A 24026-nucleotide genomic window follows, 5' to 3' on the forward strand; every position below is an offset into this window, starting at 1 on the left:
TACCGCATCGGCTTCGCGGCGGTGGCTGCACTCGTCATAGCTGCGCTTTGAGGTTCCGGTTCTTCTCCTCGACCGAGTCGGCGAGGGCTTCGGCGTAGGCGACGAGCGCCTGGTGCAGGGCGTCGTCGGCCGTGGCGAGGATCTTGACGGCGATCAGTGCGGCGTTCTTCGCGCCGCCGATGGACACGGTCGCGACCGGCACCCCCGCGGGCATCTGCACGATCGACAGGAGCGAGTCGAGACCGTCGAGGCGGGAGAGCGGCACCGGGACGCCGACGACCGGCAGGGTCGTCACGGAGGCGAGCATCCCAGGAAGGTGCGCCGCGCCGCCGGCTCCGGCGATGACGACCTTCACGCCACGGCCATGGGCGGCCTTGCCGTAGGCGATCATCTTCTCGGGCGTGCGGTGGGCCGACAGCACCTCGACCTCGAACGGCACGCCGAAGTCGCGGAGCACCTGCGCCGCATCGCTCATGACGTTCCAGTCGGAGTCCGAGCCCATCACAACGCCGACGAGCGGCGGGGCGTCAAGGGACGGGGCGGAGTTCTCGGGCATGAGCACCATCGTAGATCGCGGCGGCTGAAGATCAGCTCATGACGCACCGCAGGTGGCGGACAAGCCCTCGCCGGAGGCCGCCCCGGTCCGGGGACGCCTCCGGACCGCGCAGCGCCCCGATCGACCGGTGTCTGGGAGAATCGGCGGATGAGCACGTCGACCGCGGACGGATCCGCAGCACGCCATGAGCCACCGAGCCAGCGCGAGCTGCGGCGGTGGCGCGGATACCTCGCCGACGAACGCGCCGAGGCCGCCGTCTACCGGGACCTCGCCGGTCGGCGGAGCGGTGAGGAGCGCGACATCCTGCTCGCGCTCGCCGAGGCCGAGAAACGCCACGAGTCGCACTGGATCGCCCTGCTCGGCGACGACGTCGGCAAGCCGCAACGCGGTGACCTGCGGACCCGGCTGCTCGGCTGGCTCGCGAGGCGGTTCGGATCCGTCTTCGTCCTGGCGCTCGTCCAGCGTGCCGAGTCACGCTCGCCCTACGCGACCGAACGCGCGGCCACCGAGCGGATGGCCGCCGACGAGCAGATCCACGAGGAGGTCGTCCGGGGCCTGGCCGCCCGTGGACGCAACCGCCTGTCCGGAACCTTCCGGGCGGCCGTGTTCGGAGCGAACGACGGACTCGTCTCGAACCTCGCACTCGTCATCGGCATGAGCGCCACCGGCGTCGGCAACGGCGTCGTCCTCGCCGCCGGGCTCGCGGGCCTCCTGGCGGGCGCGCTGTCGATGGGAGCCGGCGAGTACGTCTCGGTCCGGTCGCAGCGGGAACTGCTCGAGGCGTCCAGGCCCAACCCGGCGGCCGACGACGCCCTCCCCCACCTCGACGTCGACGCGAACGAACTCGCCCTCGTGTATCGCGCACGCGGAATGGACGTCGGGGAAGCCGAGGCCCACGCCGCGGACGTCCTGGCCCGCGTCGGTGCCGGGACCTACGAGCGCGAGGCCCGTGCCGCGCTGGAGCACGAGGCCATCGGGACCGGGCTCGGAGCTGCACTCTCGAGCTTCTGCTTCTTCGCATCGGGCGCCGTCATCCCGGTCCTGCCCTACCTGTTCGGGCTGCAGGGTGTCGCCGCACTGCTCGTCGCCGCACTCCTGGTCGGGGTGGCCCTGCTCGGAACCGGCGCCGTCGTCGGGCTCCTCTCCGGCGGTCCACCGCTCCGCCGGGCACTGCGGCAACTCGCGATCGGATACGGGGCGGCCGCGGCGACCTACGTGCTCGGCCTGCTCTTCGGCGCGAACGTCGGCTGACCCGATCGGCGGTCGTCCGTCGTGAACACCTGAAGCCGAAGCGAACCGGTCATCTGCAGTCCACGAGTGCGTCACCGGCGTTCCCTACGCTGAGCCCGCCGTCCGTCGACCCGGACGGCGGAGGAGATCGCGTGAGGCAGGTGCAGGAGCGGACCGGCGCGTCTCCCCTCCTCGGAGCGGTTCCGCGCACGCAGCCCGACATCCAGCTGCTCCGCGCGATCGCCGTCCTGTCCGTCGTGGTCTTCCACCTGTCGTCGAGCCTCCTGCCCGGTGGGTATGTCGGCGTCGACGTGTTCTTCGTCGTCAGCGGGTATCTGATCACGAGCCACCTCGCACGCCAGGCCGATGCGACGGGACGCGTCGATCTCCAGGCGTTCTGGGCCCGCCGGATCCGGCGGCTCCTGCCGGCCGCCCTACTCGTGCTCGCCGTGACCGCCGTCCTCATCTGGCGGCTGGCTCCGCCGAGCGCCTGGACGCAGTTCTTCACCGAGACCGTGGCGAGCGCGACCTCCTGGGAGAACTGGTTCCTGGCCGGGAGCTCGGTGGACTATCTCGCACAGGGCAGCGCCGCGTCACCGGTCCAGCACTTCTGGTCGCTCTCCGTCGAAGAACAGTTCTACCTCGGCTGGCCGCTCGTCGTCGTGCTGTGCGTGTGGCTCGCCAGGCGTCGACCGTCGGACCTCCGCCGCACCCTCGGTGTTGCGCTCGGGATCATCGGTGCCACCTCACTCCTGTGCTCGATCCTGTACACGGCGGCGGACCCGGCACCGGCGTACTTCGCCACGCCGACCCGTGCCTGGGAGTTCGCGGCCGGCGGTCTCCTCGCGCTGCTCGGGCCGGTCGTGGTCGTGCACCGCACCCGTTGGCGGACGGCCTCCGGTGTCCTCGGCGTCGTCGTCCTGGCGGTCGCGCTGGTCGCCTTCACCGAGCGGACGGCGTTCCCCGGGATCGCCGCCGCCCTCCCGGTGCTCGGGACGCTCCTCGTGATCGTCGGTGGGTCGTCGACCCACCGGTGGTCCGTGACGACCCTCGCACGGACGCGTGCGTCGCTCCTGCTCGGCGATCTCTCCTACTCGCTGTACCTGTGGCACTGGCCGCTCATCGTGGTCGCACCGTGGGTGCTCGGCGTGCCCGTCGCGCTCGACGACCCGCTCGGTTGGGCGATCGCGGCCGCTCTCCTGGTCGTCGCCGTGGTCCTCGCCGCGCTGACGAAACGGTTCGTCGAGGACCCCGTCCGACGAGCCCCCGTCCTCGCGCACGCCCGCCCCGCACGGACCGTCCTGTCGGCCAGCGCGGCGACCGCACTCGTGCTCTGCATCCCGACGGCGGGGTTGCTGACCGTCGCCGCCGAGGAACGCACCCTCGCGAGCACCGTGGACGCCTACGTCGCAGACGGTGAGCCGTGTTTCGGTGCCGATGCGGCCGTGTCGGGCTGCACCAATCCGGCGTTGGCGGATGAACTCCTGCCGCCGCTGTCGGTGCGGACCGACGACACGGGCGACACCTTCCGGTGTTCCGCAGCCGCCGACGCGCCGGACTTCCCCGGCTGCACCTTCGGTTCGGATCGCCCGGACGCCACGCGGGTCGCGCTCACCGGGAACTCGCACGCCACGATGCTCATCCCAGGCCTCGTCGACCAGCTCGAGGCACGCAACTGGCGGCTCGACGTGTACGTCGGCAAGGGCTGTGAGTGGCGGGCACCGGGACCCGACGACTCGGCGGCCTGCGACGCCCGGCGGACGCTCATGCAGGAGGCGTTCACGGGTGGGCGGCCGTACGACATCATCCTGGTGACCTCCAAGAGTCCGGACGAGACCTCGGTGGCCGAACAGGCCGCGATCCGAGGCGCGACGCTCGCCGCATGGACACCGGTGCTCGAGCAGGGGACGTCGATCGTGGTGCTGCGGGACAATCCCCGCGTGCCGACCGAAGCCGCGGCCTGCGTCGACCGCGCGAGCGCCGCCGAGCTCATCGCGGGGGCGTGCGCCTTCCCCGTGGCCGAGGCGTACCCGACGTTCGACCTGAACACCGCTACGGCGGCGATGACCGACGGCGCCGTGCCGGTCGTGGATCTCGGCGAGCTGTACTGCGCCGCAGGGACCTGCCCGCTCGCCGTCGGGAACGTGCTCGTCTATCGCGATCTGCACCACATCACGGCCACCTGGTCGCGGACCCTGGGCCCGTTCCTCGTCGACCGGATCCGAGCCGCCACCTCCCGGGGGTGACCAGTCCGCGATCGGGTGGAGTGCCAGCGCGGTGCGCTGACGTGAGGGTGTCGAACCCGGCGTCGGCGCGGTGCGCTGACGCGAGCGCGGGGAACCGGCACGACCGCGAGGCACAGGCGAGAGCGCGCCCCTCTGGAGACCCGCGCTCACGTCCCCGACCCGCGGTGACGTCAGCGCACCGCGCTGGCGACCACCCAAGACAGCCGGGGCGCGGAGCGGTCAGGCGGAGGTGGGCTCGTACTGCCGGCGGTCGCCGACGACGCCCGCGAAACGGAACGGCGCACCCGTCTCGCGCGGACGGTCGGAGTCGTGGACGTCGGCCGACGCCGCGTCCTCGAGGAGCTGCAGGTAGCGGGCGTCGTCGACGACCGTCCGCGCATCGAGCTGCGCACGGTTCACGTCGCTCCGCAGAGCCGAGCGGTAGCCCGGACGCACGATGCCGCTGAAGCACTCCGCGACCGCACCCGATCCGTAGCTGAGGAACGCGATGCGCCGACCGGTGAGGTCGTCGTCACCGTCGAGCAGCGCGAGCAGCGCGAGGTACACGGAGGCCGTGTAGCTGTTCCCGATCCGACGGTTGTACCCGGTCGTCGGCTCGATCTGTGCGTCCAACTCCTCCTGGGTGCGCCCTGCGCCGAGCGACTTGGCCAGGTGCCGGTGCGCCTTGATGGCCATCTTCGTGAACGGCTGGTGGTAGCAGAAGTGGTCGACCTCGGAGAAGTCCGCTCCGCCGCGTGACCGGTAGTCCGCCCAGGCCCCCTCGATGGCGTCCTGGTAGGCGGAGATGGACAGCTTGCCGTCGACGATCGCCGTCGCACTGTGGTTCGGGCGCCAGAAGTCCATGACGTCCTGCGTGTAGACGCCGGTCGCGGTCTCGAGCTCGAGGATGGCCGGATCTGCGGCCACAAGCATGGCGACGGCCCCGGCGCCCTGCGTCGGCTCGGCGTTGGAGTGCAGTTCGTACCGCGCGATGTCGCTCGCGATCACCAGCACCGTCTCCTCGGGGTTCCGTGCCACGAGTGCAGCCGCGAACTGCAGCGCCGCGGTGGCCGAGTAGCAGGCCTGCTTGAGCTCCACCACGCGGACCGCCTGCGGCAGGCCGAGCAGCCGGTGCACATAGACGCCCGCGGACTTCGACTGGTCGATCCCGGACTCGGTGGCGAACAGGACGGTCCGGAGCCGGTCGCTGCCGTGCCGTTCGATGATCGGCGCTGCGGCTGCGGCGGCCATCGTCACGATGTCCTCGTCGGCGGCCGGGACGCTCATCTCGCTCTGGCCGAGACCGACGTAGTACTTGGCGGGCTCGACGCCGAAGCGCCCCGCGAGCTCGGCGAGGTCGATGCGGTTCGCACCGGTCGCGAAGGCGATGTCGTCGATGCCGACGGCGGGGCTGGTGGTCTGGTTGGTGTTCACGTGCGGGGTGCTCCGTTCGAGCGTCGACGATGCACCGGTCCCCCGGTGCGGTGGGAGGGTCAGGCGGGCGCGCCGGCCGCGGTCTGCGCGCTACGTTCGAGCTTCAGGTGGGCGGCCATGAGCTCACCGGGGTTCGTCTGCGCGGCGAGGAGTGACAGTTCGCCACACCAGACGGCGGCAGCACACAGGACGGCGAGTCGCCGGGCGTTGGCGCCGGGTTCACGGTCCTCTCGGCACCCGAGGCGGGTGAGGTTCTCCTCGACGAAGCCGAGCCCCTTGCCGTTGCCGACCGTGCCGACGATGAGGTTCGGCAGGGTGCAGGAGAAGTAGAGGTCGCCGTCGTGGACCTCGGCGTGCGTGACGCCCTGCGAGCCCTCGACGATGTTCGCGGCGTCCTGGCCGGTCGCCAGGTAGAACGCGAGCAACATGTTGGCGTAGTGGGCGTTCGCGCTCCGCAGGCCACCGGCGAGGATCGTCCCGACGAGGTTCTTGCGCACGTTCAGCTGCACGATCTGCTCGGGCGTCGTGTGCAGGAACCGCTCGACGATCGCCCGCGGGATCGTCATCTCGGTGACGACGTTCTTGCCACGACCCAGGATGCCGTTGACCGCGGTCGCCTTCTTGTCGGAGCAGAAGTTGCCGGAGATCGAGCCGTACCGGAGCATCGGCCAACGCTCCATGATGTACGGCATGAGACGGTCCGCCGCGAGCGTGACCATGTTGTGCCCGGACGCGTCACCCGTGCGGAACTCGAGGCGCAGGAAGAGCAGGTTGCCGGCGATCTGCGAGTTGATCTCGATGAGTTCTGCGAAGTGGCTCGACTGTGCGACGACGGCCTGCAGCTCGGGGAGGCTGCGCTCGATCTCGCGGAGCGCCTGCAGGGCGTCGCCGGCGGAGTCGACCTCGAACAGGACGGAGCGGCTCATCCGCTCGTCGACGAGCGTCGCGCGGATGCCGCCGGGGACCATGGAGGAGATGCGGGCGCCCCGACGGACCGACGGCCAGAGCGGGCTCTCGTAGGTGGCGAGCGGGACCTCCTGCTCGCCCTCCATGACGTTGCCGCTCAGGTGGAGCGGACCGATCCACTTGAGTGGGACCGGTGCGACGCCGTCGGGTTCGTTGCTCATGCGTGGTGTTCCGTTCCGCCCCGGAGGACGTCGTGCTGCTCGGCGAAGGCACGAGCGTAGGTGGATCTGATGGATTCGACCGCGTCGTCGTCGGTACGGCTGATCTCCGACGGCCCCCACGGGCTGTGGGCGGCGTCGATGAGTCCGGTCGGCGGATGCACCGTGAGCGGGAGCCGCTCGATGCCGTGCGCCGACCAGTCGTCTTCGAGGGCGGCGGTGGAGACGGACTGGCCGATGAACGCGATCCCGCAGTCGCCACCACCGGCACCGGACGACTTGGCCGCCCCGCCGAGACGCTCGGCGGCGTCGCAGAGCTGAGCAAGCGCGGCGGTCTCGATGTCGACACCGGCGTCGCGTCCGAGACCGGCGAGCGTCGCGCGCGCGGAGCGGACGGCACCGAGCACGAGGGCCGGGTCCTCGTCGTTCAAGCCGATCGTGAGGGCGTCGACGGCGGCGCGACTGGCCGCGAGGAACGAGGTGTAGTGGGCGGTCTCCGCCCATTTGCGGGACTGCAGTTCGTCGACGAGACGCGTGGTCGAGGCGGGCTCGCCGGTCCAGCCGACGAGGAGCCGGAGCGAGGTCGGCGGCGACAGTCGCTCGAGTCCCAGCTCGGCCCAGGGGTCGCGGAGGGCGGCGAGCACCCCTTCTCGGTGGCGCACCTCGCGCAGCCGAGCCCGATCGGGTGAGGTGTAGCGGAGCCAGCCGCCGAACATGCTCGCCGCGAGGTCGCCGCCGGAGGCTGCCGGCGCGACGTCGATGGTGGCGAGGATCGCGAGCTTGAGCATCTGCGTCCGGGTGAGGTCGAGCTGGTAGAACTCGTCGAGGGCGCGGATGGTGGCGGTCGTCACGGCGGCACTCGAGCCGAGGCCGAACTTCCTGCCGCTCGCGTCGTCGAGCTCACTGGTGATGGACAGCGCGGAGAACCGCTGCGCCACGCCGAGCTCGGCGACGAGGGTCTCCATCGTGCTCACGGCGGAGAGGACGTGGTCGAGCGGGCGTTCCTCGTGCTCGACGACGACCCCGTTGCGGTTGCGACGCCAGATGATGGGCGCTCGGCCGTACTGGTCGGAGAAGATGCGGCCCTCGTGCTCGCTCGCTTCGAGTCGGACGGTGACGCACCGGTCGACCGCGACGAGGATGGAGGGGTGTCCTGGTTCGACGACGGCGTACTCGCCGGCCACGAAGAGCTTGCCGGGCGCCTTGATCTCGATCATCGCGCTCCTTCCGTTGTCTGCTCGCCCGCCGATCCGCCGGGCTCCGAGGTGATGAGCCTCGCGCCCCGTCCGGCTCTGGCGGGGATGACGCCGATGTCGGGCTGCGCCTCGAGGATCCGAGTCGCGAGCTCGTCGACCGCGTCGGCTCGACACAGGATCTTCACGTTCGGGCCGGCGTCCATCGTCGCATAGCATTCGAGGCCGTCGCCTCGGAGGTTTGCGACGAGATCGAGCAGTTCCACGCTCGCCGGTCCCCAATACCTGACCGGCGGCTCGGCGCCGAGCATCGTGGCGTGCATCCGCATCGCGTTCCGCTCGGCGATCGTGCCCACCGCGGTGAAGTCGGCGCGGGCGATCGCGGCGAGCATCTCCTCGAGTTCGACGGGGGTGCGTTCGACCCAGGCGGGGTAGTACGGGGAGGTGTCGACCGTGCGCCGCATGCCGTCGCGACTGGAGACCGACTTGGCCCGGGCGTCGAGGACGGTGAGGACCATGCCGAGCTCGAGTCCGCGCGCGGGCACCGCCTCGGCGAAGGAGCTCTCGTCGTCGTGCCCGGCGTGCCAGACGGCGATCCCGTCGAAGATCGAGCGGGAGGCCGATCCCGAGCCACGGCGCGCCAGCCGGGAGAGGGCACGGCGATCGAGGTCGAGTCCGAACGCGGTCGATGCGGCGAGCGCCAGTGCAGCGAAGCCGGAGGCCGAGGAGGCGAGGCCGGCGCCCGTGGGGATCTCGTTGTGGGAGTCGACGGTGACGCGCTCGTCTCGGTCGGCGAGCGCGCGCACGAGGTCGATGAAGCGTGTGACGCGGGAGCGGGCGGTGCCCTCGAGGGCTCGTCCGCCGAGGAGCACGACGTCGTCGGCTGCGTCCGTCAGTCGCACCGTCGTCGTCGTGGGCGCCGCGTCGAGGGTCAGTGAGAGGCTTCCGGTCCACGGGAGGATGAGCGCCTCGTCCCGCTTGCCCCAGTACTTGACGAGGGCGATGTTGGGGTTGGCCAGCGCGGTCGCGGCGCCGTCGGCCGACGCGGTCTCGGCGTGCTGTTGCGGGGTCAGGGTCACGCGTAGTCCTCCGCGTCGATCGTCCAGGTGCCGAGTGCTCCGGCCTCGAGGAGGGCTTGCGAGATGCGTCGGGCTGACGCGGGGTCCGCGGCGAGGGTGATGATGCATCCACCCTGCCCGCCGCCCGTGAGCTTCGCGCCGAGGGCGCCGTTCGCCGTGGCGACCTCGATGAGCGCGGTGATGGCGGGGTGGCCGGCGCCGAGTTCGTCGAGGACGACCTGCGCCGTGTTCATGCGGGTCCCGAGGTCGTCGCGGCGGTCCGCGGCGAGGTCTGAGACGCCCGCCAGGGTCCCGCGTTCGAGCTCGGCCAGGAGCGTCCGGCCGCGCTCGGGGTGCAGCTCGACGAAGGTGCGGACGTCGGCGACCGCCTTCCGGGTCGACCCGCGCGCACCGGTGTCGGCCACGACGAAGCTGCCGCCGAAGCGGATCGGCGGATGCTCGACCCGGCCGGCGGTGAAGAGGATGGGTGTCGAGGCGCTCGTGGCCCGGGCGTCGAGACCGCTGGGCGTCCCGTGGGCGACGCGTTCGCCGCGCTGCACGAGCTCGAACCGGTCGGCGTCGTCGAGCGCCACACCGTGGAGGTCGGCGACGGCGTCCACGATCGCGTTGGCCGCTGCGGCGCTCGAACCGAGGCCCCGTCCGATCGGGAGCGTCCCGCGGACGACGACCTCGACGCCGGCCGGGGCCGCACCGACGTGCGCGAGGGTCTCGAGGACGGTGGTCCCGAGCGGATCGGAGGCGTCAAGCGGGCCGAGCGAGATCTCGGTGTCGAGGACAGAGGCCCCGTCGATGCGCCGGGCGGTCGCCTCGACCCGGAGCGACGGGATGGGCAGGGCGACGGCTGGAGAACCGTAGACGACGGCGTGCTCGCCCAGCAGGATCGCTTTGGCGTGCGCGAAGCCGCGACCGGTCGCAGCCGTGTGCTCTGTCGTCATCTCACCATTCTGGTCCGAAAAACATGCAGCTGGCTGCACATCGGTCGTCCGGTCGCGATCCGATCCACCACGGGCCGGCTCGTGAGCCGCCCCGCAGCGCATCCGGGCGCTGCGCGATGGGCCGTCGACGGGAGCCGCCGGAGCGCTCACGGCGTGTCCCATACGTACCGGAAACACCCAGCCTACGCCGATCGGCCGGGTTCGGCTCGTTACGGTTGAGTGGGCGGGACGGCCCGGTTAGGATCGGAACACCTCCATTCATGCAGACGACGGCCGCCGCACCCAGCGCCCGCGTCGACACGGACCCAGCCTCCAGCGACGTAGATCCGGTCCCGTCATCTCACCGTCTCCGGGCCGTCCAGCGCCCGCATTCCGAGGGGTACCCCGTCGTGATCTCGTCTTCCGTTCCACCGCGCCCGCGCACCGCAGCACCATCGCCCCTGCCCGACCTCGTCGATCGCCAGACCGACAAGAGCGACTGCGGCGTCGGCTTCATCACCCGTAAGGACGGCGTGCAGAGCCACGACGTCATCGCCCTCGGCGACACCGCCCTGTGCGCCATCCCCCACCGCGGCGGCATGTCCTCCGAGGGTGTCGGCGACGGAGCGGGCGTGCAGATCGACCTCTCGGTCGACTTCTTCAGCTCCCTCGTCGGCAAGCCGCTCGTCGCCGGGCGGTTCGGCGTCGCGAACGTCTTCCTCCCGGTCGACCACGGTCGGATCGGCGACGCCGAGGCGCTCATCGAACGCTCGCTCGCCGAGGCCGGCTTCACCGTGCTGCTCGCCCGTGCCGTGCCGACGGTCGACGCCGTCCTGCGCCCGAAGGCCGTGCAGTACCAGCTGCCGATCCGGCAGTGGATCTTCGAGCCGTCGGACGACGCCTCCACGGAGGACCTCGACCGGCGCGCGCACGCGGCCCTGCTCGCGATCGAGGCCACCGCCTACACGGACCTCACCCTCGACGGCCTGTACCCGCTGTCACTCAGCACGCGCACGCAGGTCCTGAAGGGACGCCTCAACTCCGGCGAGGTCATCCCCTACTTCGCCGACCTGGCCGATCCCCTGCACCGGGTGAGGACCCTCGCCTTCCACACCAGGTTCTCGACGAACACCGCTCCCCACCCGTCGATGGCACAGCCCTTCCGCCTCATGGCGCACAACGGCGAGCTCAACACCGACCGCAAGAACCGTCTGTCCGAGACGGCGCTGGCGGCATCGCGGGGCCGGAAGATCATCCGGGCCAGGGGTCAGTCGGACAGCTCCCGCCTCGACCAGACGCTGCATAGCCGCGTCGTCGAGGACGGACTCGAACTGCTCGAGGCGGTCGTATCGGTCATGCCCCCGGCCTGGGAGAACGATCGCACGCTGAGCCGCGAGGTTCGGGCGATGCTCGAGTACTTCTCGCTCGTCGAGGAGAAGAACGACGGCCCGGCGGCGCTCATCTTCAACGACGGGACCACCGTCGGCGCCCGGCTCGACCGCCTCGGCCTGCGCCCGCTGCGCAGCGTCGAGACGAAGGACTACCTCTGCGTCACCTCCGAGGCGGGGCAGCTGCCGTTCCCGGACGACAAGGTGGTCCACCGCGGTCGCATCGAGGCCGGCGGTATGCTCGCCTACGACCACCGCACGGGCACGCGTCTCCGAACGGGCGAGGCGCTCGAGCTCCTCGCGGCACGCAAGGACTACCCGGCGATGCTCGCCGCATCGGCCACCGACCTCGACGCGCTCGAGGACCGGGGCGTCCCGGTGTCGGCACCGACGGCCTCGGCGGACGACGCGTTCGCCTACCGCGGTGGGCTGAGCCAGGTGCAGCGCTACGTCGCCTACTCCCTCAACCAGGAGAGCTTCCGGTTCATGACGGACCCGATGCTCGCCTCGGGCAAGGAGCGGATCTCGGCGATGGGCTACGGCAACGCCATCAACGCCCTGTCCGACCAGGAGGGCGGCCTGGCGAAGTACTTCTCCCAGCGCTTCGCCCAGGTGACCAACCCGCCGCTCGACAGCATCCGTGAGGCTGACGGCATGACCCTGCGGGTCGCGCTCGGTCCGAAGCCCGGTAGCGGCACGGTCGGCACGAAGCAGCTCGTCCTCCGATCCCCCATCGTCAGCGAGGACGAACTGCGGCGCCTCAGCGCTCAGCACGAGTCGCCGGTCGCGTGGTTCGACATCCTCTTCCGGCCCGAGGTGGACGCGCAGGCGAACGCCGACGCGCTGGAGGCCGCCGTCGAGCGCGTGGCCGCGGAGGTCGCCGGGTTCGCCGCAGAGAACGGCGGCATCGCGATCCTCAGCGACCGCGGCGTCCACGCGGAGGGTGCCGCCCTGCCGCTCATCCTCGTCGTGGCGGCCGTCAACCAGCGACTCATCGACGACGGCCTCCGGCTCCGCGTGTCGCTCGTGGTCGACAGCGGCCAGCTGCCGTCCTCGCACCACGTCGCCTCCGCCCTCGGCTTCGGTGCGTCGGCGGTGCACCCGCTCGCGGTCCGTCTCCGCGCCGAACAGCAGCACCCCGACGACGTCGAGGCCGCCTTCCGCCGGTTCGCGTACGCCGCCGAGAAGTCGCTCCTGAAGACCATGGGCCGGGTCGGCCTCTGCACCGTCGAGAGCTACATCGGCGGTGAGTTCTTCGAACCGAACTACCTCGACACGAGCGACCCCGTGCTCGCGCGCGCCTTCCCGCACCTCCGCGCCCCCGTCGGTGGCGTCGGGTTCGCCGGGATCGCCCGGACGGCGAGCGCCTGGCACCAGCGCGCCCTGACGACGTCGAGCGACGCGGACGTCCCGCTCCTCGGCCTGTTCAAGGAACGCGCCGAGGGCGCCGGCCACTCCTACGGGACGACCGCGGTCCGCGGCTTCGTCGACCTCACCGAGGAGCCCGTGCAGCTGCCGCGAGCGGGCACGACCGCCGTCGACCGCGACGGCGGCACGCTCGGCGACGACCCGCTACGCCTCCACACCATCGGGAACCTCGAGGACGCGTTCGGGATCGACGACGACGCCTACCAGCACACCTCCTTCGACGCCCTCGACGACGACGAGATCGACGCCTTCACCATCACGCCCGGCTACCGCTCCTTCGTCCAGTCGATGACCACCGAGCGGCGCCGTCGCCCGGCCGCCCTCCGCGACGTGCTCGTGCTGCCCGAGGACATCACCCGGCTGACCACCCCGGAGGAGTTCGCGCGCGAGCTCGATCGGCTCGGCCCCGTCGGCAACTCCTCGATCGTCGTCCGCGGCCTGCGCGCGACGCGGACCGAGCAGGGTCGGCACCGGCTGCAGCTCACGGGACCGCTCGCGGGCGACCTCACCCGGGTCTCGGCGCTCGGCGAGTACTACGTCCACCGCTTCGGCGGCGAGGTGACGGGGCACTGGATCTCCGGTGGCGACCTCATCGTCGAGGCGACGGGGTCCGCCGACGACTACTTCTCGATGCTCGTCGAGGGTGCCGAGAGCATCTCGACCGACCTCGTCCAGCCGGCGAGCGAGATCACCCGATCCCTCGCATCCGGGGCGATGAGCCACGGCGCGCTCGTGGCGACCGCGCACGAGGCGGTGGCCCACGGCACCAACATGGTCGGCGGGATGTCGAACAGTGGCGAGGGCGGCGAACACCTGTCCCGCTACGGGACGATCCGCGGCTCACGCATCAAGCAGTTCGCCTCCGGGCGCTTCGGCGTCTGGGCCGGCTACCTCGCCGACCCGATGCTCCAGGAGCTCGAGATCAAGATCGGCCAGGGCGCGAAGCCCGGCGAGGGCGGTCAGCTCCCGGCTCCCAAGGTGACGGTGGACATCGCCGCCGCCCGGGGTGGCACGCCCGGCATCGAGCTCGTCTCGCCGCCGCCGCACCACGACACCTACTCGATCGAGGACCTCGCGCAGCTCATCCACGACTGCAAGGCGGCACGGGTCCGCGTCGTCGTCAAGCTCGTCTCCTCCGAGGGCATCGGCACGATCGCCGTCGGCGTCGCCAAAGCCGGTGCCGACGTCATCAACGTGGCCGGCAACACCGGAGGGACCGGCGCAGCCGCCGTGACGAGCCTCAAGTACGCCGGACGCAGCGCCGAGATCGGCATCGCCGAGGTCCACCAGGCCCTCAGCGCGAACGGTCTGCGGTCGAAGGTCACCCTGCGCTGCTCCGGCGCGCACCAGACCGGTCGCGACGTCGTCATCTCCGCCCTGCTCGGCGGCGACAGCTTCGAGTTCGGGACCACCGCGCTCATGATGCTCAAGTGCGTCATGGCGAAGAACTGCAACGTGAAGTGCCCGGCCGGTCTCACGACCAACCCGGAGACCTTCGACGGCGACCCACGCGCGCTCGCGCAGTACCTCCTGAACATCGCGCACGACGTCCGCGAGCGGCTCGCCATCCTCGGCCTCCGCTCGCTCCGCGAAGCCCGCGGTCGCACCGACCTCCTCCACCTCGTCGACCACCCGGCCGCCGTCGCGGACCTCGACCTGCGGGCCATGCTCGCGGTCGTCCCCGAGGTCGTCGTCACCGACCCCGTCTACCTGGAGAAGGACTTCACGCTCGACGACGCCCTCATCGAGCGGGTACGGGCAGGACTCTTCGACGACGGCCGGACGACGCTCGACCTCGGAGCCGAGGACGCCGACGGCGGGATCCGCCTCGGCAACCGCTGGCGTTCCGTGGGCGGGCAGCTCGCGATCGACCTCGAGCGCATCCTCAACCACGAGCTCGACGACGCCCAGACGGCGGCGATCCCGTCCGTCGTCACCGACGACCGCGGCCACCGTTCGCTCGCCGCCGACACCGTGACCATCCGTACCGAACACTCCGCGGGGCAGTCGTACGCGGCGTTCTGCGTCGACGGCCTGCACTGGCGGCACACCGGCACCTGCAACGACGGCGTCGGGAAGAGCGCCTCCGGTGGCACCATCGCGATCCTCTCCCCCGGCGGCGGCAGCTCGGAGGACGGCGGCAACGTCCTCATCGGCAACTTCGCGCTCTTCGGGGCGACCGGCGGACGCACCTTCGTCCAGGGCGAGGCCGGCGACCGCTTCGCCGTCCGCAACTCGGGCGCAACCGCGGTCGTCGAAGGCGTCGGCGACTACGCCTGCGAGTACATGACCAACGGCGCCGTGCTGAACCTCGGCGGCTTCGGCATCGGCTTCGGCAACGGGATGAGCGGTGGCTTCGTCTACCAGTACGATCCGCGGGGCGAACTGCCGAGCAAGGTCAGCGCGGACTCGCTCCTCCTCGGATCGATCACCGAGGGCGAGCAGGCCGCGTTCCACGAGGCCGCCGTGCTCCTGCTGCTGGAGTGGCACGTCGAGGCGACCGGTTCGCCGCTCGCCTCCCGGTTGCTCGCCGAGTGGGACACGGCGAGGCACCAGTTCGTGTTCGGCATGCCCCGCGCACTGCTCCTCTACCAGGACAGCGACGCGATCCTCGCGGCCAAGAGCCGGAAGGAACTCCTCGACGAGCTCGGCGCGGCCCTCGCGGCACAGCAGCTCCGCACCTTCAAGCTCGACTACCGCGACCGCCGGCCGGTCCGCGGCGGTCGTGCCCCCGGACTCGGCGAACCGGCGGCGGACCCGCAGGACGTCTACGCGCTCCTCACGAGCTACACGGTGCTGAAGCTCGCCCAGGAGGTCGCGCTGTCCCGCACACCCGGCGTCGACGACCCGTCGCACCCGCTCGTGCAGGCGAGCGTGCGCACGCTCATCCTCACCGAGGACTTCTTCGTCATGCAGCGGGTGCAACGGGCGGCTCGAGAGCTGCTCGAACGGTACGACGACGGGGCGCTCGCCGCCATGATCGCGGCGAAGCGACTCCACGACTACACGGAGGCCCTGCGGCTACGGAACGTGCGGTCGATCGACCACCCGGGCACCACGGGGTGGATCATGCACCAGCACGCCAAGAACCGTGCCCGATCCGCAGCGACCGGTGGCACCGAAGCACTCCTTGCATCGGCCGCTCTGGCCGAACTGACGCTGGCGGGTGGCCGATGAACGCGCCCGGCCCGGAGGGGATCATGACCGAGACACGGACACCGACGGCGATCGGATCGAGCCCGGTGCTCTTCGAGGCGCTCGCCGCGCTCGGCAGCAGCGCCGACGACCCGTTCATCCCGGCGGACGCACCGTTCAGCCCCGAGCAGCGTGTCTGGCTCGCCGGTTTCCTGGCCGGTGTCCGCTCCAGCGCGATCGACGCCACCGACGCAGGTGGCCGCACGCCGCAGCTCGCCCTGCACGTGCTCGTCGGGACGCAGACGGGCACCGCGGAGGCCATCGCGGAGGATCTCGGCCGAGCCGCCTCCGGCTACGGCGTGGCGGTGACGACGATCGGGCTCGACGACGTCGAGGTCGACCGGCTCCCGACGATGGGACACGTCGTCGTCATCACCTCCACGTACGGCGAAGGTGAGATGCCCGACAACGCCGAACTGTTCTGGGAGACGCTTCAGGCGAGCACCGCACCACGCCTCGACGGCCTGAAGTTCTCCGTGCTCGCGCTCGGCGACTCCGGATACGACGGGTTCTGCCAGGCGGGCAAGCTCATCGACACGCGCTTGGAGCAGCTCGGCGCGGAACGCATCCTCGCCCGCGTTGACTGCGACGTCGACTACGAGGAGCCCGCCGCGGCGTGGACCACGCAGGCGCTGTCGCTGTTCGGCGCCCTCGCCCCGACGGACGCCGATGCGGCACCCGCTCCCGCGCCGGCGGCCAAACCGGCGAAGAAGCCAGGCCGCACGCGTTCACCGTGGACCCGCAAGACGCCGTACGGCGCGACCCTCGCCGTCAACCGCGTCCTGTCCGGGCCCGCCTCGTCGAAGGAGATCCGGCACTACGAGTTCGACCTTGGCGACAGCGGTATCGAATACGCGGCCGGCGACGCCCTCGGCGTCATGCCGAGCAACGACCCGGCGCTCGTCGACGCCATCATCGCCGAACTGGACGCGACCGCGGACGAGTCGGTCGACGGCTCGACCCTGGCGGACCGGCTCACCCACGGGTTCGAGATCCGCACCCCGTCGAAGGACCTCGTGGCCGAGCTCGCCGACCGCGCGCCGGGCTCGGAGCTGGCGGGGATCCTCGCCCTCGCCCAGGCGGAGACGCTCGACTCCTGGTTGCGCGACCGCGACATCCTCGACCTCCTGCGCTCCACCGCGGTCCGGTTCGACGCCGCCTCGCTCCTCGACGTGCTGCGTCCGCTCCAGCACCGCGCGTACTCGATCTCGTCCAGTCCGCTGGCGGCCGACGGGCGCGTGCACCTCACCGTCGCGAGCGTCCGGTACGCGGTCGGCGACCGTCTGCACGGCGGCGTCGCGTCGACGCATCTCGCCGACCGGGTCGCGGAGGGTGCCACCAGCGGGATCTTCGTCTCCGCGAACGCGGGCTTCCGGGTGCCGTCGGACGACGATGCACCGCTCATCATGGTCGGCCCGGGAACCGGGATCGCGCCGTTCCGCTCGTTCCTCCAGGAGCGCCGCGAGCGCGGGGCGACGGGTCGGAACTGGCTGTTCTTCGGCGACCAGCACCGAGCGCACGACTTCATCTACGAGGACGAACTCGGCGAGCTGCTCACCGGAGGGGTGTTGGACCGTCTGGACCTCGCGTTCTCCCGCGACCAGCGCGAGAAGGTGTACGTCCAGACCCGGATGCGCGAGAACGGCAAGGAGCTCTACGCCTGGCTCGAGGAGGGCGGCCACTTCGCCGTCTGCGGTGACGCCTCACGGATGGCGAAGGACGTCGACCAGGCGCTGCATGAGCTCATCGCCGAACACGGCGGGCGTTCGACCGAGGCCGCGGCCGAGTACGTGCACACGCTGAAGCGCGAGAAGCGCTACATCCGCGACGTGTACTGAGGCGCTGCGGGCTCGTGAGCAGGGCCCTTCGACAGGCTCAGGGACCGGTCACCGATCCCCGGGCTCCCCGCCCGATCACTGAGGCCCTCACCCGGTCCCTGAGGGCATCACCCGGTCCCTGAGGCCCTCACCCGGTCCCTGAGGCCCTCACCCGGCCCCTGAGCTTGTCGAAGGGCGGTCAGGCGTTCTCGGCTCCGAGCAACGCCGCGGCGGCCCGTGCCTCGTACACGACGTCGTCGAGGTCGTCGCCGGCCACGTTGACGTGGCCGACCTTACGCCCGGGGCGCGGGTCCTTGCCGTAGTTGTGCACCTTCGCCAGCGGGTGCGCACCGAGGACCTGCGGGTACCGGTCGTCGAGCGTCCCCTCCGCGGGCCCGCCGAGGACGTTCACCATGACGGTCCAATCGCGGTGGCAGCCCGTCCAGCCGAGGGGCAGGTCGAGGACGGCCCGCAGGTGCTGCTCGAACTGGCTCGTGACGCTGCCGTCCTGCGTCCAGTGCCCGCTGTTGTGCGGACGCATGGCGAGTTCGTTGATGAGCAGGCGGTCGTCGTCGGTCTCGAAGAGTTCGACGGCCAGGACGCCCGTCACCCCGAGCGCGGTCGCGACGGTCACGGCGATCTCCTCCGCGGTGTCGGCGAGCCGACCAGCCGAGCCGGGCGCCGGAGCGATGACCTCGCTGCACACCCCGCCGAGTTGGACGGTCTCGACGACGCGCCACGGCACCACCTCGCCGGACGGGCGCCGGGCGACGAGCTGGGCGAGCTCGCGCCGGAACGACACCAGCTCCTCGACGAGCAGTGCTCCGCCGTTGGCGTCCTCGGAGAGCGCCGTGAACCAGTCGTCGACCTCGTTCGGTCCGTGGACGACGCGGACGCCCTTGCCGTCGTAGCCACCACGTGGCGTCTTCACGACGCCCTTCCCGCCGTGCTCGGCGAGGAAGGCGGCGAGCTCCTCCTGATCGTGCACGCGCGCCCAGTCGGGCACCGGCAGTCCGAGCTCCGTGAGGCGTTCGCGCATGAGCAGCTTGTCCTGGGCGACGGCGAGCGCGTCCGGTCCCGGGTGTACCTGGACACCGGCATCGACGAGCGCCCGCAGGACCTGCTGTGGCACGTGCTCGTGGTCGAAGGTGATGACGTCGACCGTCTCGGCGAAGGCGAGCACCGTGTCGGCGTCGCGGTAGTCGCCCACCTCGACGGTGGCGAGCCGGGCGGACATGCCCTCCTGCTCGGCGAGCACCCGGATGTCGAGTCCGAGGTTCACGGCCGCGGGCACCATCATCCTGGCCAGCTGACCGCCGCCGATCACTCCGACGCGAATGCTCATGGGTTCACTCCAGCTCTCCGGCGACCGGCCGGCGGGTCTCGTTTCGGCAGGCGGGACGGGCGGATCCTGAGGCGGATCGGCGGGTGCCCCGACTCGAACATCGTACCGGCCGGGCGCGCCCCGCACCGGTCAGCGTCGGACCGGTGGCTGCTGCATCGGAGGCGGAGCTGCCGGGTACGGCGCGGCGATGCTCTGGTTCTCCGCGACGAGCTCGTGCAGGGCGTTCTGGACGAGGACCGCACCGGGCACGTCCCGCAGGACGACGGGCACCTCGCCACCGCTCGTCACCCGGACGTTGCCGCTCCCGAAGGCGCTCTGCACCCAGCTCTTGTGCACCGTGATGCCGTAGCCGCGGGCGTGGTAGAGCTCCTGGCGCGTCCGCACGAAGAACCCGCGACGGACGATCAGTCGCCGGGTCGTGATCACGTAGCGGACCGACAGCCAGGCGATGAACGGCAGGACGCAGGCGACCAGCACGATCACCCCGCCGCCGATGAGGACGGCCCAGTTCTGCCACTCGAGGTCGAACGAGCCGAAGAAGTACGCTCCGGCGCCGCTCACCGCGATGAGCAGGAGGGCGGGGAGCAGGAGCCGCCGGGCATGCGGACGCAGGCGTGCGACCACACGTTCGGTCGCCGCCGCGGGAGGAGCCGGCCTGCCCGGCCCCGTCATACCGGGATCAGCCATACTCCCATTCTTAGCAGTCGCGGCAACCCGCCGCCTGCTCCCTCCCCGCCCGTCGGCGATCCCGAGCATGCGTGCATCGGCCGCCCGGCTAGCATGAAGGCGTGAAACCGGCCGACAGCACCGCACCGACGGCGCAGCACCCCGGCGTCGTCGGGTCGTTCCTCGAGGGGATCGGCATCCTCTTCGGCGGGTTCCGCCTCTGGGGTACCTCGCCGAAGCGCATGCTGCTCGGCATGGTCCCCGCCGCGATCGTGGGCGTCGTGTTCATCGCGCTGCTCGTCCTCCTCGGCGTCAACGCCGCCACGATCGTCGACTGGGCGACACCGTTCGCCGACACCTGGGACGAGCCGTACCGCTCGTCCATCCGGGTGGCCGCAGCGGTGGCATTGGTGGCCGTCGCCGTCGTGGTGATGCTGTACGCCTACGCCGCAGCGACGCTCCTCGTCGGCGACCCCTTCTACGAGCGGATCTGGGCCGACGTCGAACGCACCCTCGGCGACGCTCCTCCGGAGTCGGGTGAGTCCGCCTGGCGCGGACTCCTCACCGGTGTCACCCGGGCACTCGGCCTGCTCATGCTCACCATCCCGACGGCGGCCGTCCTCTTCCTCCTCGGCTTCGTCCCGGTGGTCGGCCAGACGGTGGTCCCGGTGCTCGGGCTCGCCGTGAGCGGTTGGTTCCTCGCCCTCGAGCTGACGGGCTACGCGTTCGACGCGAGGGGATTGTCGTTGCGCGACCGCCGCCGGACCCTCGCGAGGAGACGCGCCCGCACCCTGGGCTTCGGGATGACGGTCGCGGTCCTCTTCCTCGTGCCGGTCCTGTCCGTGCTGGTCATGCCGGCAGCCGTCTCCGGCGCGACGGTACTCGCACGCCGGTCCCTCACCGAACAGGCGGGAACGCTCAGCGCACGTGCGTGACGTCGCCGGCCGCCACCGCGACCGGCGCACCACCGTCGGTCGGTCGGACGACGAGCCGCCCGTCGGCGTCGATCCGCTCGGCCGTCCCGGTCAGGATGTCGCCGCCGGGGAGTTCCACCCGCACCGAGCTGTCCAACGTCACGCATCGCTCGGTGACCGCAGCTCGGAGCCCGCTGGCCTCGGCGTCACCGCACGCCGCCAGGTAGGCGTCGTACAGTGTGCCGAACGCGCGCAGGTAGCCGACGAGGACGGTGTCCGGGTCAGGATCGACGAGACCGGCGAGCGCGAGCGAGGTGGACCGGTCGGTCGGCAGTTCCTCGGCACGCTGACGGAGGTTGACACCGGTCCCGAGGATCACCGCGTCCCCACTCGGCAGCAGCTCGGCGAGGATGCCGGACACCTTCCGACCGCCGATGAGCACGTCGTTCGGCCACTTCACGTCGGCGGGCACCCCGAGCTCCCGGAGCGACTCCGCGAGCGCCGCACCCGCGAGGAGCGGGAGCCAGCCGTAGGCCTGCAGCGGGAGCGGATCACCCGACGGAGTGACCGGCCGGAGCAGGACCGAGACGGCGAGTGACGTGCCGGGTGGCACCGTCCACACGCGACCGAGGCGGCCTCGTCCCCCGCGCTGGTCGTCGGTGACGACGACCGCGCGGTCCGGCCACGCGGCGCCGCCGTCCTCGCGCACGCGTCGGGCGAGTTCGTCGTTGGTGGAGCCGGCGTAAGCGAGGATCTCGAGGCGTGGGACGAGGGCGGCGGCGAGGGGCAGATCCATAGCACAACCCTACTGAGGCCGGTCGTCGGTGCCCGCGTCGCCCACCGGCATGCTTGGACGATGCCGACAACGGATCAGCGCGCCGCTTGTACCCGATCATCAACGGGTCGGCCGGGGGACCACCGGGTAAGGTGAAAGCGTGACCGACGAAACCACCTCCGGCCCTGACCTGTACACGACGGCCGGGAAGCTCGCCGACCTCAAGAACCGCTATCACGAGGCCGTGACGGCGAGCGGCGAAGCCGCCATCGAGAAGCAGCACAAGAAGGGCAAGCTCACCGCGCGGGAGCGCATCGAGCAGCTGCTCGACCACGGCAGCTTCGTCGAACTCGACGAGTTCGTGCGGCACCGCACGACCGCCTTCGGCATGGACCGCTCACGGCCGTACGGCGATGCCGTCGTCACCGGCACCGGCACCATCCACGGCCGCCAGGTCGCCGTGTACTCGCAGGACTTCACCATCTTCGGCGGTTCGCTCGGCGAGGTCGCCGGCGACAAGATCATCAAGATCATGGACCTCGCGTTGAAGACGGGCGTCCCGATCATCGGCATGCTCGACTCCGGCGGCGCGCGCATCCAGGAGGGCGTCGTCGCGCTCGGCAAGTACGGCGAGATCTTCCGACGCAACACGCAGGCCTCCGGGGTCATCCCGCAGATCTCCATCATCATGGGTCCGGCGGCCGGCGGTGCCGTCTACTCCCCCGCTCTCACCGATTTCGTCATCATGGTCGACAAGACGAGCCAGATGTTCGTCACGGGGCCCGACGTCATCAAGACCGTCACGGGCGAGGACGTCGGCATGGAGGAGCTCGGCGGCGGGTACACGCACAACACCCGCTCGGGCGTCGCCCATTACCTCGCGAGCGACGAGCCGGACGCGCTCGACTACGCCCGGACCCTCGTCGGCTTCCTGCCCGACAACAACCTGTCCGAGGCCACGGTCTTCGACGTCGAGGTGGAGCTGGAGACGACGGACGAGGACCGCCGACTCAACACCCTCATCCCCGACTCGCCGAACCAGCCCTACGACGTGAAGACCGTCATCGAGCACGTCGTCGACGACGCGGACTTCCTCGAGGTCCAGCCGCTCTTCGCGCCGAACATCGTCATCGGTTTCGCGCGCGTCGAGGGACGGTCGGTCGGTGTCATCGCGAACCAGCCCTCCCAGATGGCCGGGACGCTCAACATCGAAGCGGGCGAGAAGGCGAGTCGGTTCGTCCGGTTCTGCGACGCGTTCAGCATCCCGATCCTCACCCTGGTCGACGTCCCCGGCTACCTGCCCGGCACCGACCAGGAGTGGACCGGCGTCATCCGCCGCGGCGCGAAGCTCCTCTACGCCTACGCCGAGGCCACGGTGCCCCTGGTGACCGTCATCCTGCGCAAGGCCTACGGCGGCGCCTACATCGTCATGGGCTCGAAGCAGCTCGGGGCCGACATCAACCTCGCCTGGCCCACGGCCGAGATCGCGGTCATGGGCGGGCAGGGTGCCGTCAACATCCTGTATCGCGGCGAGATCAAGCGGGCCGAGGAGGCCGGCGAGGACGTCGCCGCCGTGCGCACGCGCCTCGCGAACGAGTACACCTACAACGTGGCGAGCCCGTTCCTCGCCGCCGAGCGCGGCGAGCTGGACGGCGTCATCGAGCCGGCTGCCACGCGGGTCTCGGTCATCAAGGCGCTCCGCGCACTCCGGACGAAGCGTGCGAGCCTGCCCGCCAAGAAGCACGGGAACATCCCGCTGTGAGCACCGGCACCGAGCCGAGCACGACCGAGCCGTCGTCGATCGATCTGCGGATCGTGCGCGGTGCGCTCACAGACGAGGAACTGGCTGCGCTGACCGCGGTGCTGAGCGTCGCGATCGCCGAACAGGCGCTGCGCGACGCCGACACCGCCCCGGCGCCCCGTGTCCCGTCGACGTGGGAGCGGACGAGGCGGAACCTCCGTACGGGGATCACCGCGGGCCCCGGACACTGGCGCGCGTTCACGGGCTGAGCCGCCTGGGCGGACGACCACCGGTTGCCCCTCGTGGCGCGCGGTGCTGTCCCCCGTTCGTGTCCTCCATAGTGCCGACTGTCGGGGGTACCCCTGATGGGGGATGATCATTCTCGACAGTTGAGTCTCATCGAGACCACTTCACCAGCTCCTGCTCCATCTAGGGTAAGCGGGCAGGAGTTCGGGGGCGGGTCAGAGCGGTATTCGGGTTACCGCTCTGACCCACGAACGTCACGGAGGGCCAGCATCGGGTGCTGGCCCTCCTTTCGTTTGACCTCTCCCGCCGCCTGCGCGACTTCCCCCGGGTCCCTGAGCACCCTCCCCGGTCCGGAGCACCCCCGGTCCCTGAGCAACCTCCTCCGATCCTCTGAAGCATCCTCCCCGGTCCCCTGAGCGCCCTTCCCCGGTCCCTGAGCACCCTCCCCGGTCCCCTGAGCTTGTCGAAGGGCACACGGAGGCACTCCGACAACCGCAGTGACCGGAGGAGGAGGTCCATCCGGTTTCCCTCCGGCTCTGGGCAACCCTTTCCCGGTCCCTGAGCCTGTCGAAGGGCACACGAGGAGACTTACACAACCGGCTCGACTCAGCATCTGAAATGTCAGTGGTTCATGGTGGACTTGTCCCATGAACGAGACCACCCTCACCGCGATGCGCGCGAGCGACGAGCACGCCGCACGCCTCGCGGAGTTCTCGGACGAATACGCAGAGATCCAACGGCTGCGGGCAGCCCTCG

Annotated in this window: 16 protein-coding genes; 7 read left to right on the forward strand and 9 right to left on the reverse strand. The window is 71.0% G+C overall.

Annotated elements, in window-relative coordinates; translation table 11 throughout:
- Nucleotides 1-34: 34 nt before the first annotated feature.
- A complete protein-coding gene (purE, locus tag RWN05_RS17380) occupies nt 35-556 on the reverse strand; it encodes a 5-(carboxyamino)imidazole ribonucleotide mutase (protein ID WP_370582001.1) in 522 nt (173 codons plus the stop codon).
- 147 nt (nt 557-703) lie between these two features.
- Between purE and RWN05_RS17385 the strand changes: the two genes are divergently transcribed.
- Nucleotides 704-1807, forward strand: a complete 1104-nt coding sequence (locus RWN05_RS17385; RefSeq protein ID WP_314140510.1) for a VIT1/CCC1 family protein — start codon at nt 704-706, stop codon at nt 1805-1807.
- Nucleotides 1808-1938: 131 nt separating this feature from the next.
- A complete protein-coding gene (locus RWN05_RS17390; protein WP_314140511.1) occupies nt 1939-4032 on the forward strand; it encodes an acyltransferase family protein in 2094 nt (697 codons plus the stop codon).
- A 219-nt stretch (nt 4033-4251) separates the two neighbouring features.
- Here RWN05_RS17390 and RWN05_RS17395 read toward each other — a convergent pair whose 3' ends face one another.
- Genes RWN05_RS17395 through mvk form a run of 5 tightly spaced genes read right to left on the reverse strand, consistent with a single transcriptional unit; the run spans nt 4252 to nt 9776 of the window.
- Nucleotides 4252-5445 (reverse strand): hydroxymethylglutaryl-CoA synthase, encoded by a 1194-nt coding sequence (locus RWN05_RS17395; RefSeq protein ID WP_314140513.1) that lies wholly within the window; start codon nt 5443-5445, stop codon nt 4252-4254.
- A gap of 59 nt (nt 5446-5504) precedes the next feature.
- The gene (locus RWN05_RS17400) at nt 5505-6572 is read right to left on the reverse strand and encodes a hydroxymethylglutaryl-CoA reductase (protein ID WP_079002857.1); all 1068 of its coding nucleotides are present in this window, start codon (nt 6570-6572) and stop codon (nt 5505-5507) included.
- Nucleotides 6569-7786 carry a phosphomevalonate kinase gene (locus tag RWN05_RS17405; protein WP_175117683.1) on the reverse strand — a complete coding sequence of 406 codons (1218 nt, stop codon included), beginning with the start codon at nt 7784-7786 and terminating at the stop codon, nt 6569-6571. Before RWN05_RS17405 ends, RWN05_RS17400 begins: the two co-directional genes overlap by 4 nt.
- The gene (gene mvaD / locus RWN05_RS17410; protein WP_314140515.1) at nt 7783-8841 is read right to left on the reverse strand and encodes a diphosphomevalonate decarboxylase; all 1059 of its coding nucleotides are present in this window, start codon (nt 8839-8841) and stop codon (nt 7783-7785) included. Before mvaD ends, RWN05_RS17405 begins: the two co-directional genes overlap by 4 nt.
- Nucleotides 8838-9776: a mevalonate kinase gene (gene mvk, locus RWN05_RS17415; RefSeq protein WP_175117681.1), complete on the reverse strand. Its 939-nt coding sequence runs from the start codon at nt 9774-9776 to the stop codon at nt 8838-8840. The genes mvaD and mvk overlap by 4 nt, the downstream gene beginning before the upstream one ends.
- 389 nt (nt 9777-10165) lie before the next feature.
- Here mvk and RWN05_RS17420 point away from each other — a divergent pair, with 389 nt between their 5' ends.
- The gene (locus RWN05_RS17420) at nt 10166-15748 is read left to right on the forward strand and encodes a glutamate synthase-related protein (RefSeq protein WP_314140517.1); all 5583 of its coding nucleotides are present in this window, start codon (nt 10166-10168) and stop codon (nt 15746-15748) included.
- Nucleotides 15749-15771: 23 nt separating this feature from the next.
- Entirely contained in the window at nt 15772-17604 is a 1833-nt protein-coding gene (locus RWN05_RS17425) for a sulfite reductase subunit alpha (RefSeq protein ID WP_314140518.1), read from the forward strand.
- A 178-nt stretch (nt 17605-17782) separates the two neighbouring features.
- On the opposite strand, the gene RWN05_RS17430 is transcribed toward RWN05_RS17425, so the two are convergent.
- Nucleotides 17783-18928, reverse strand: coding sequence for a 5-(carboxyamino)imidazole ribonucleotide synthase (locus RWN05_RS17430; protein WP_121291905.1), 1146 nt, complete (start codon nt 18926-18928; stop codon nt 17783-17785).
- 129 nt (nt 18929-19057) lie between these two features.
- On the reverse strand, nt 19058-19615 hold the full coding sequence (locus RWN05_RS17435) for a PH domain-containing protein (RefSeq protein WP_231884331.1): 558 nt from the start codon (nt 19613-19615) through the stop codon (nt 19058-19060).
- Between the two features lie 101 nt (nt 19616-19716).
- On the opposite strand from RWN05_RS17435, the gene RWN05_RS17440 reads away from it, so the two are divergent.
- Nucleotides 19717-20529: an EI24 domain-containing protein gene (locus RWN05_RS17440; RefSeq protein WP_121291906.1), complete on the forward strand. Its 813-nt coding sequence runs from the start codon at nt 19717-19719 to the stop codon at nt 20527-20529.
- Here RWN05_RS17440 and RWN05_RS17445 read toward each other — a convergent pair.
- Entirely contained in the window at nt 20513-21304 is a 792-nt protein-coding gene (locus RWN05_RS17445) for a biotin--[acetyl-CoA-carboxylase] ligase (protein ID WP_285039403.1), read from the reverse strand. The two genes, RWN05_RS17440 and RWN05_RS17445, sit on opposite strands and share 17 nt — an antisense overlap.
- Before the next feature lie 139 nt (nt 21305-21443).
- Between RWN05_RS17445 and RWN05_RS17450 the strand changes: the two genes are divergently transcribed.
- Nucleotides 21444-23045 carry an acyl-CoA carboxylase subunit beta gene (locus RWN05_RS17450; RefSeq protein WP_071262519.1) on the forward strand — a complete coding sequence of 534 codons (1602 nt, stop codon included), beginning with the start codon at nt 21444-21446 and terminating at the stop codon, nt 23043-23045.
- Nucleotides 23042-23293: an acyl-CoA carboxylase subunit epsilon gene (locus RWN05_RS17455; RefSeq protein WP_314140522.1), complete on the forward strand. Its 252-nt coding sequence runs from the start codon at nt 23042-23044 to the stop codon at nt 23291-23293. The genes RWN05_RS17450 and RWN05_RS17455 overlap by 4 nt, the downstream gene beginning before the upstream one ends.
- Nucleotides 23294-24026 lie beyond the last annotated feature (733 nt).

The organism is uncultured Plantibacter sp. (assembly GCF_963518075.1).
GTDB classification, from domain to species: Bacteria; Actinomycetota; Actinomycetes; order Actinomycetales; family Microbacteriaceae; genus Plantibacter; species Plantibacter flavus_A.

Coding starts and splice junctions, on each gene's coding strand:
- purE (WP_370582001.1), bottom strand. CDS start 556: ATGCCCGAGAACTCCGCCCCGTCCCTTGACGCCCCGCCGCTCGTCGGC.
- RWN05_RS17385 (WP_314140510.1), top strand. CDS start 704: ATGAGCACGTCGACCGCGGACGGATCCGCAGCACGCCATGAGCCACCG.
- RWN05_RS17400 (WP_079002857.1), bottom strand. CDS start 6,572: ATGAGCAACGAACCCGACGGCGTCGCACCGGTCCCACTCAAGTGGATC.
- RWN05_RS17405 (WP_175117683.1), bottom strand. CDS start 7,786: ATGATCGAGATCAAGGCGCCCGGCAAGCTCTTCGTGGCCGGCGAGTAC.
- mvk (WP_175117681.1), bottom strand. CDS start 9,776: ATGACGACAGAGCACACGGCTGCGACCGGTCGCGGCTTCGCGCACGCC.
- RWN05_RS17425 (WP_314140518.1), top strand. CDS start 15,772: ATGACCGAGACACGGACACCGACGGCGATCGGATCGAGCCCGGTGCTC.
- RWN05_RS17430 (WP_121291905.1), bottom strand. CDS start 18,928: ATGAGCATTCGCGTCGGAGTGATCGGCGGCGGTCAGCTGGCCAGGATG.
- RWN05_RS17435 (WP_231884331.1), bottom strand. CDS start 19,615: ATGGCTGATCCCGGTATGACGGGGCCGGGCAGGCCGGCTCCTCCCGCG.
- RWN05_RS17445 (WP_285039403.1), bottom strand. CDS start 21,304: ATGGATCTGCCCCTCGCCGCCGCCCTCGTCCCACGCCTCGAGATCCTC.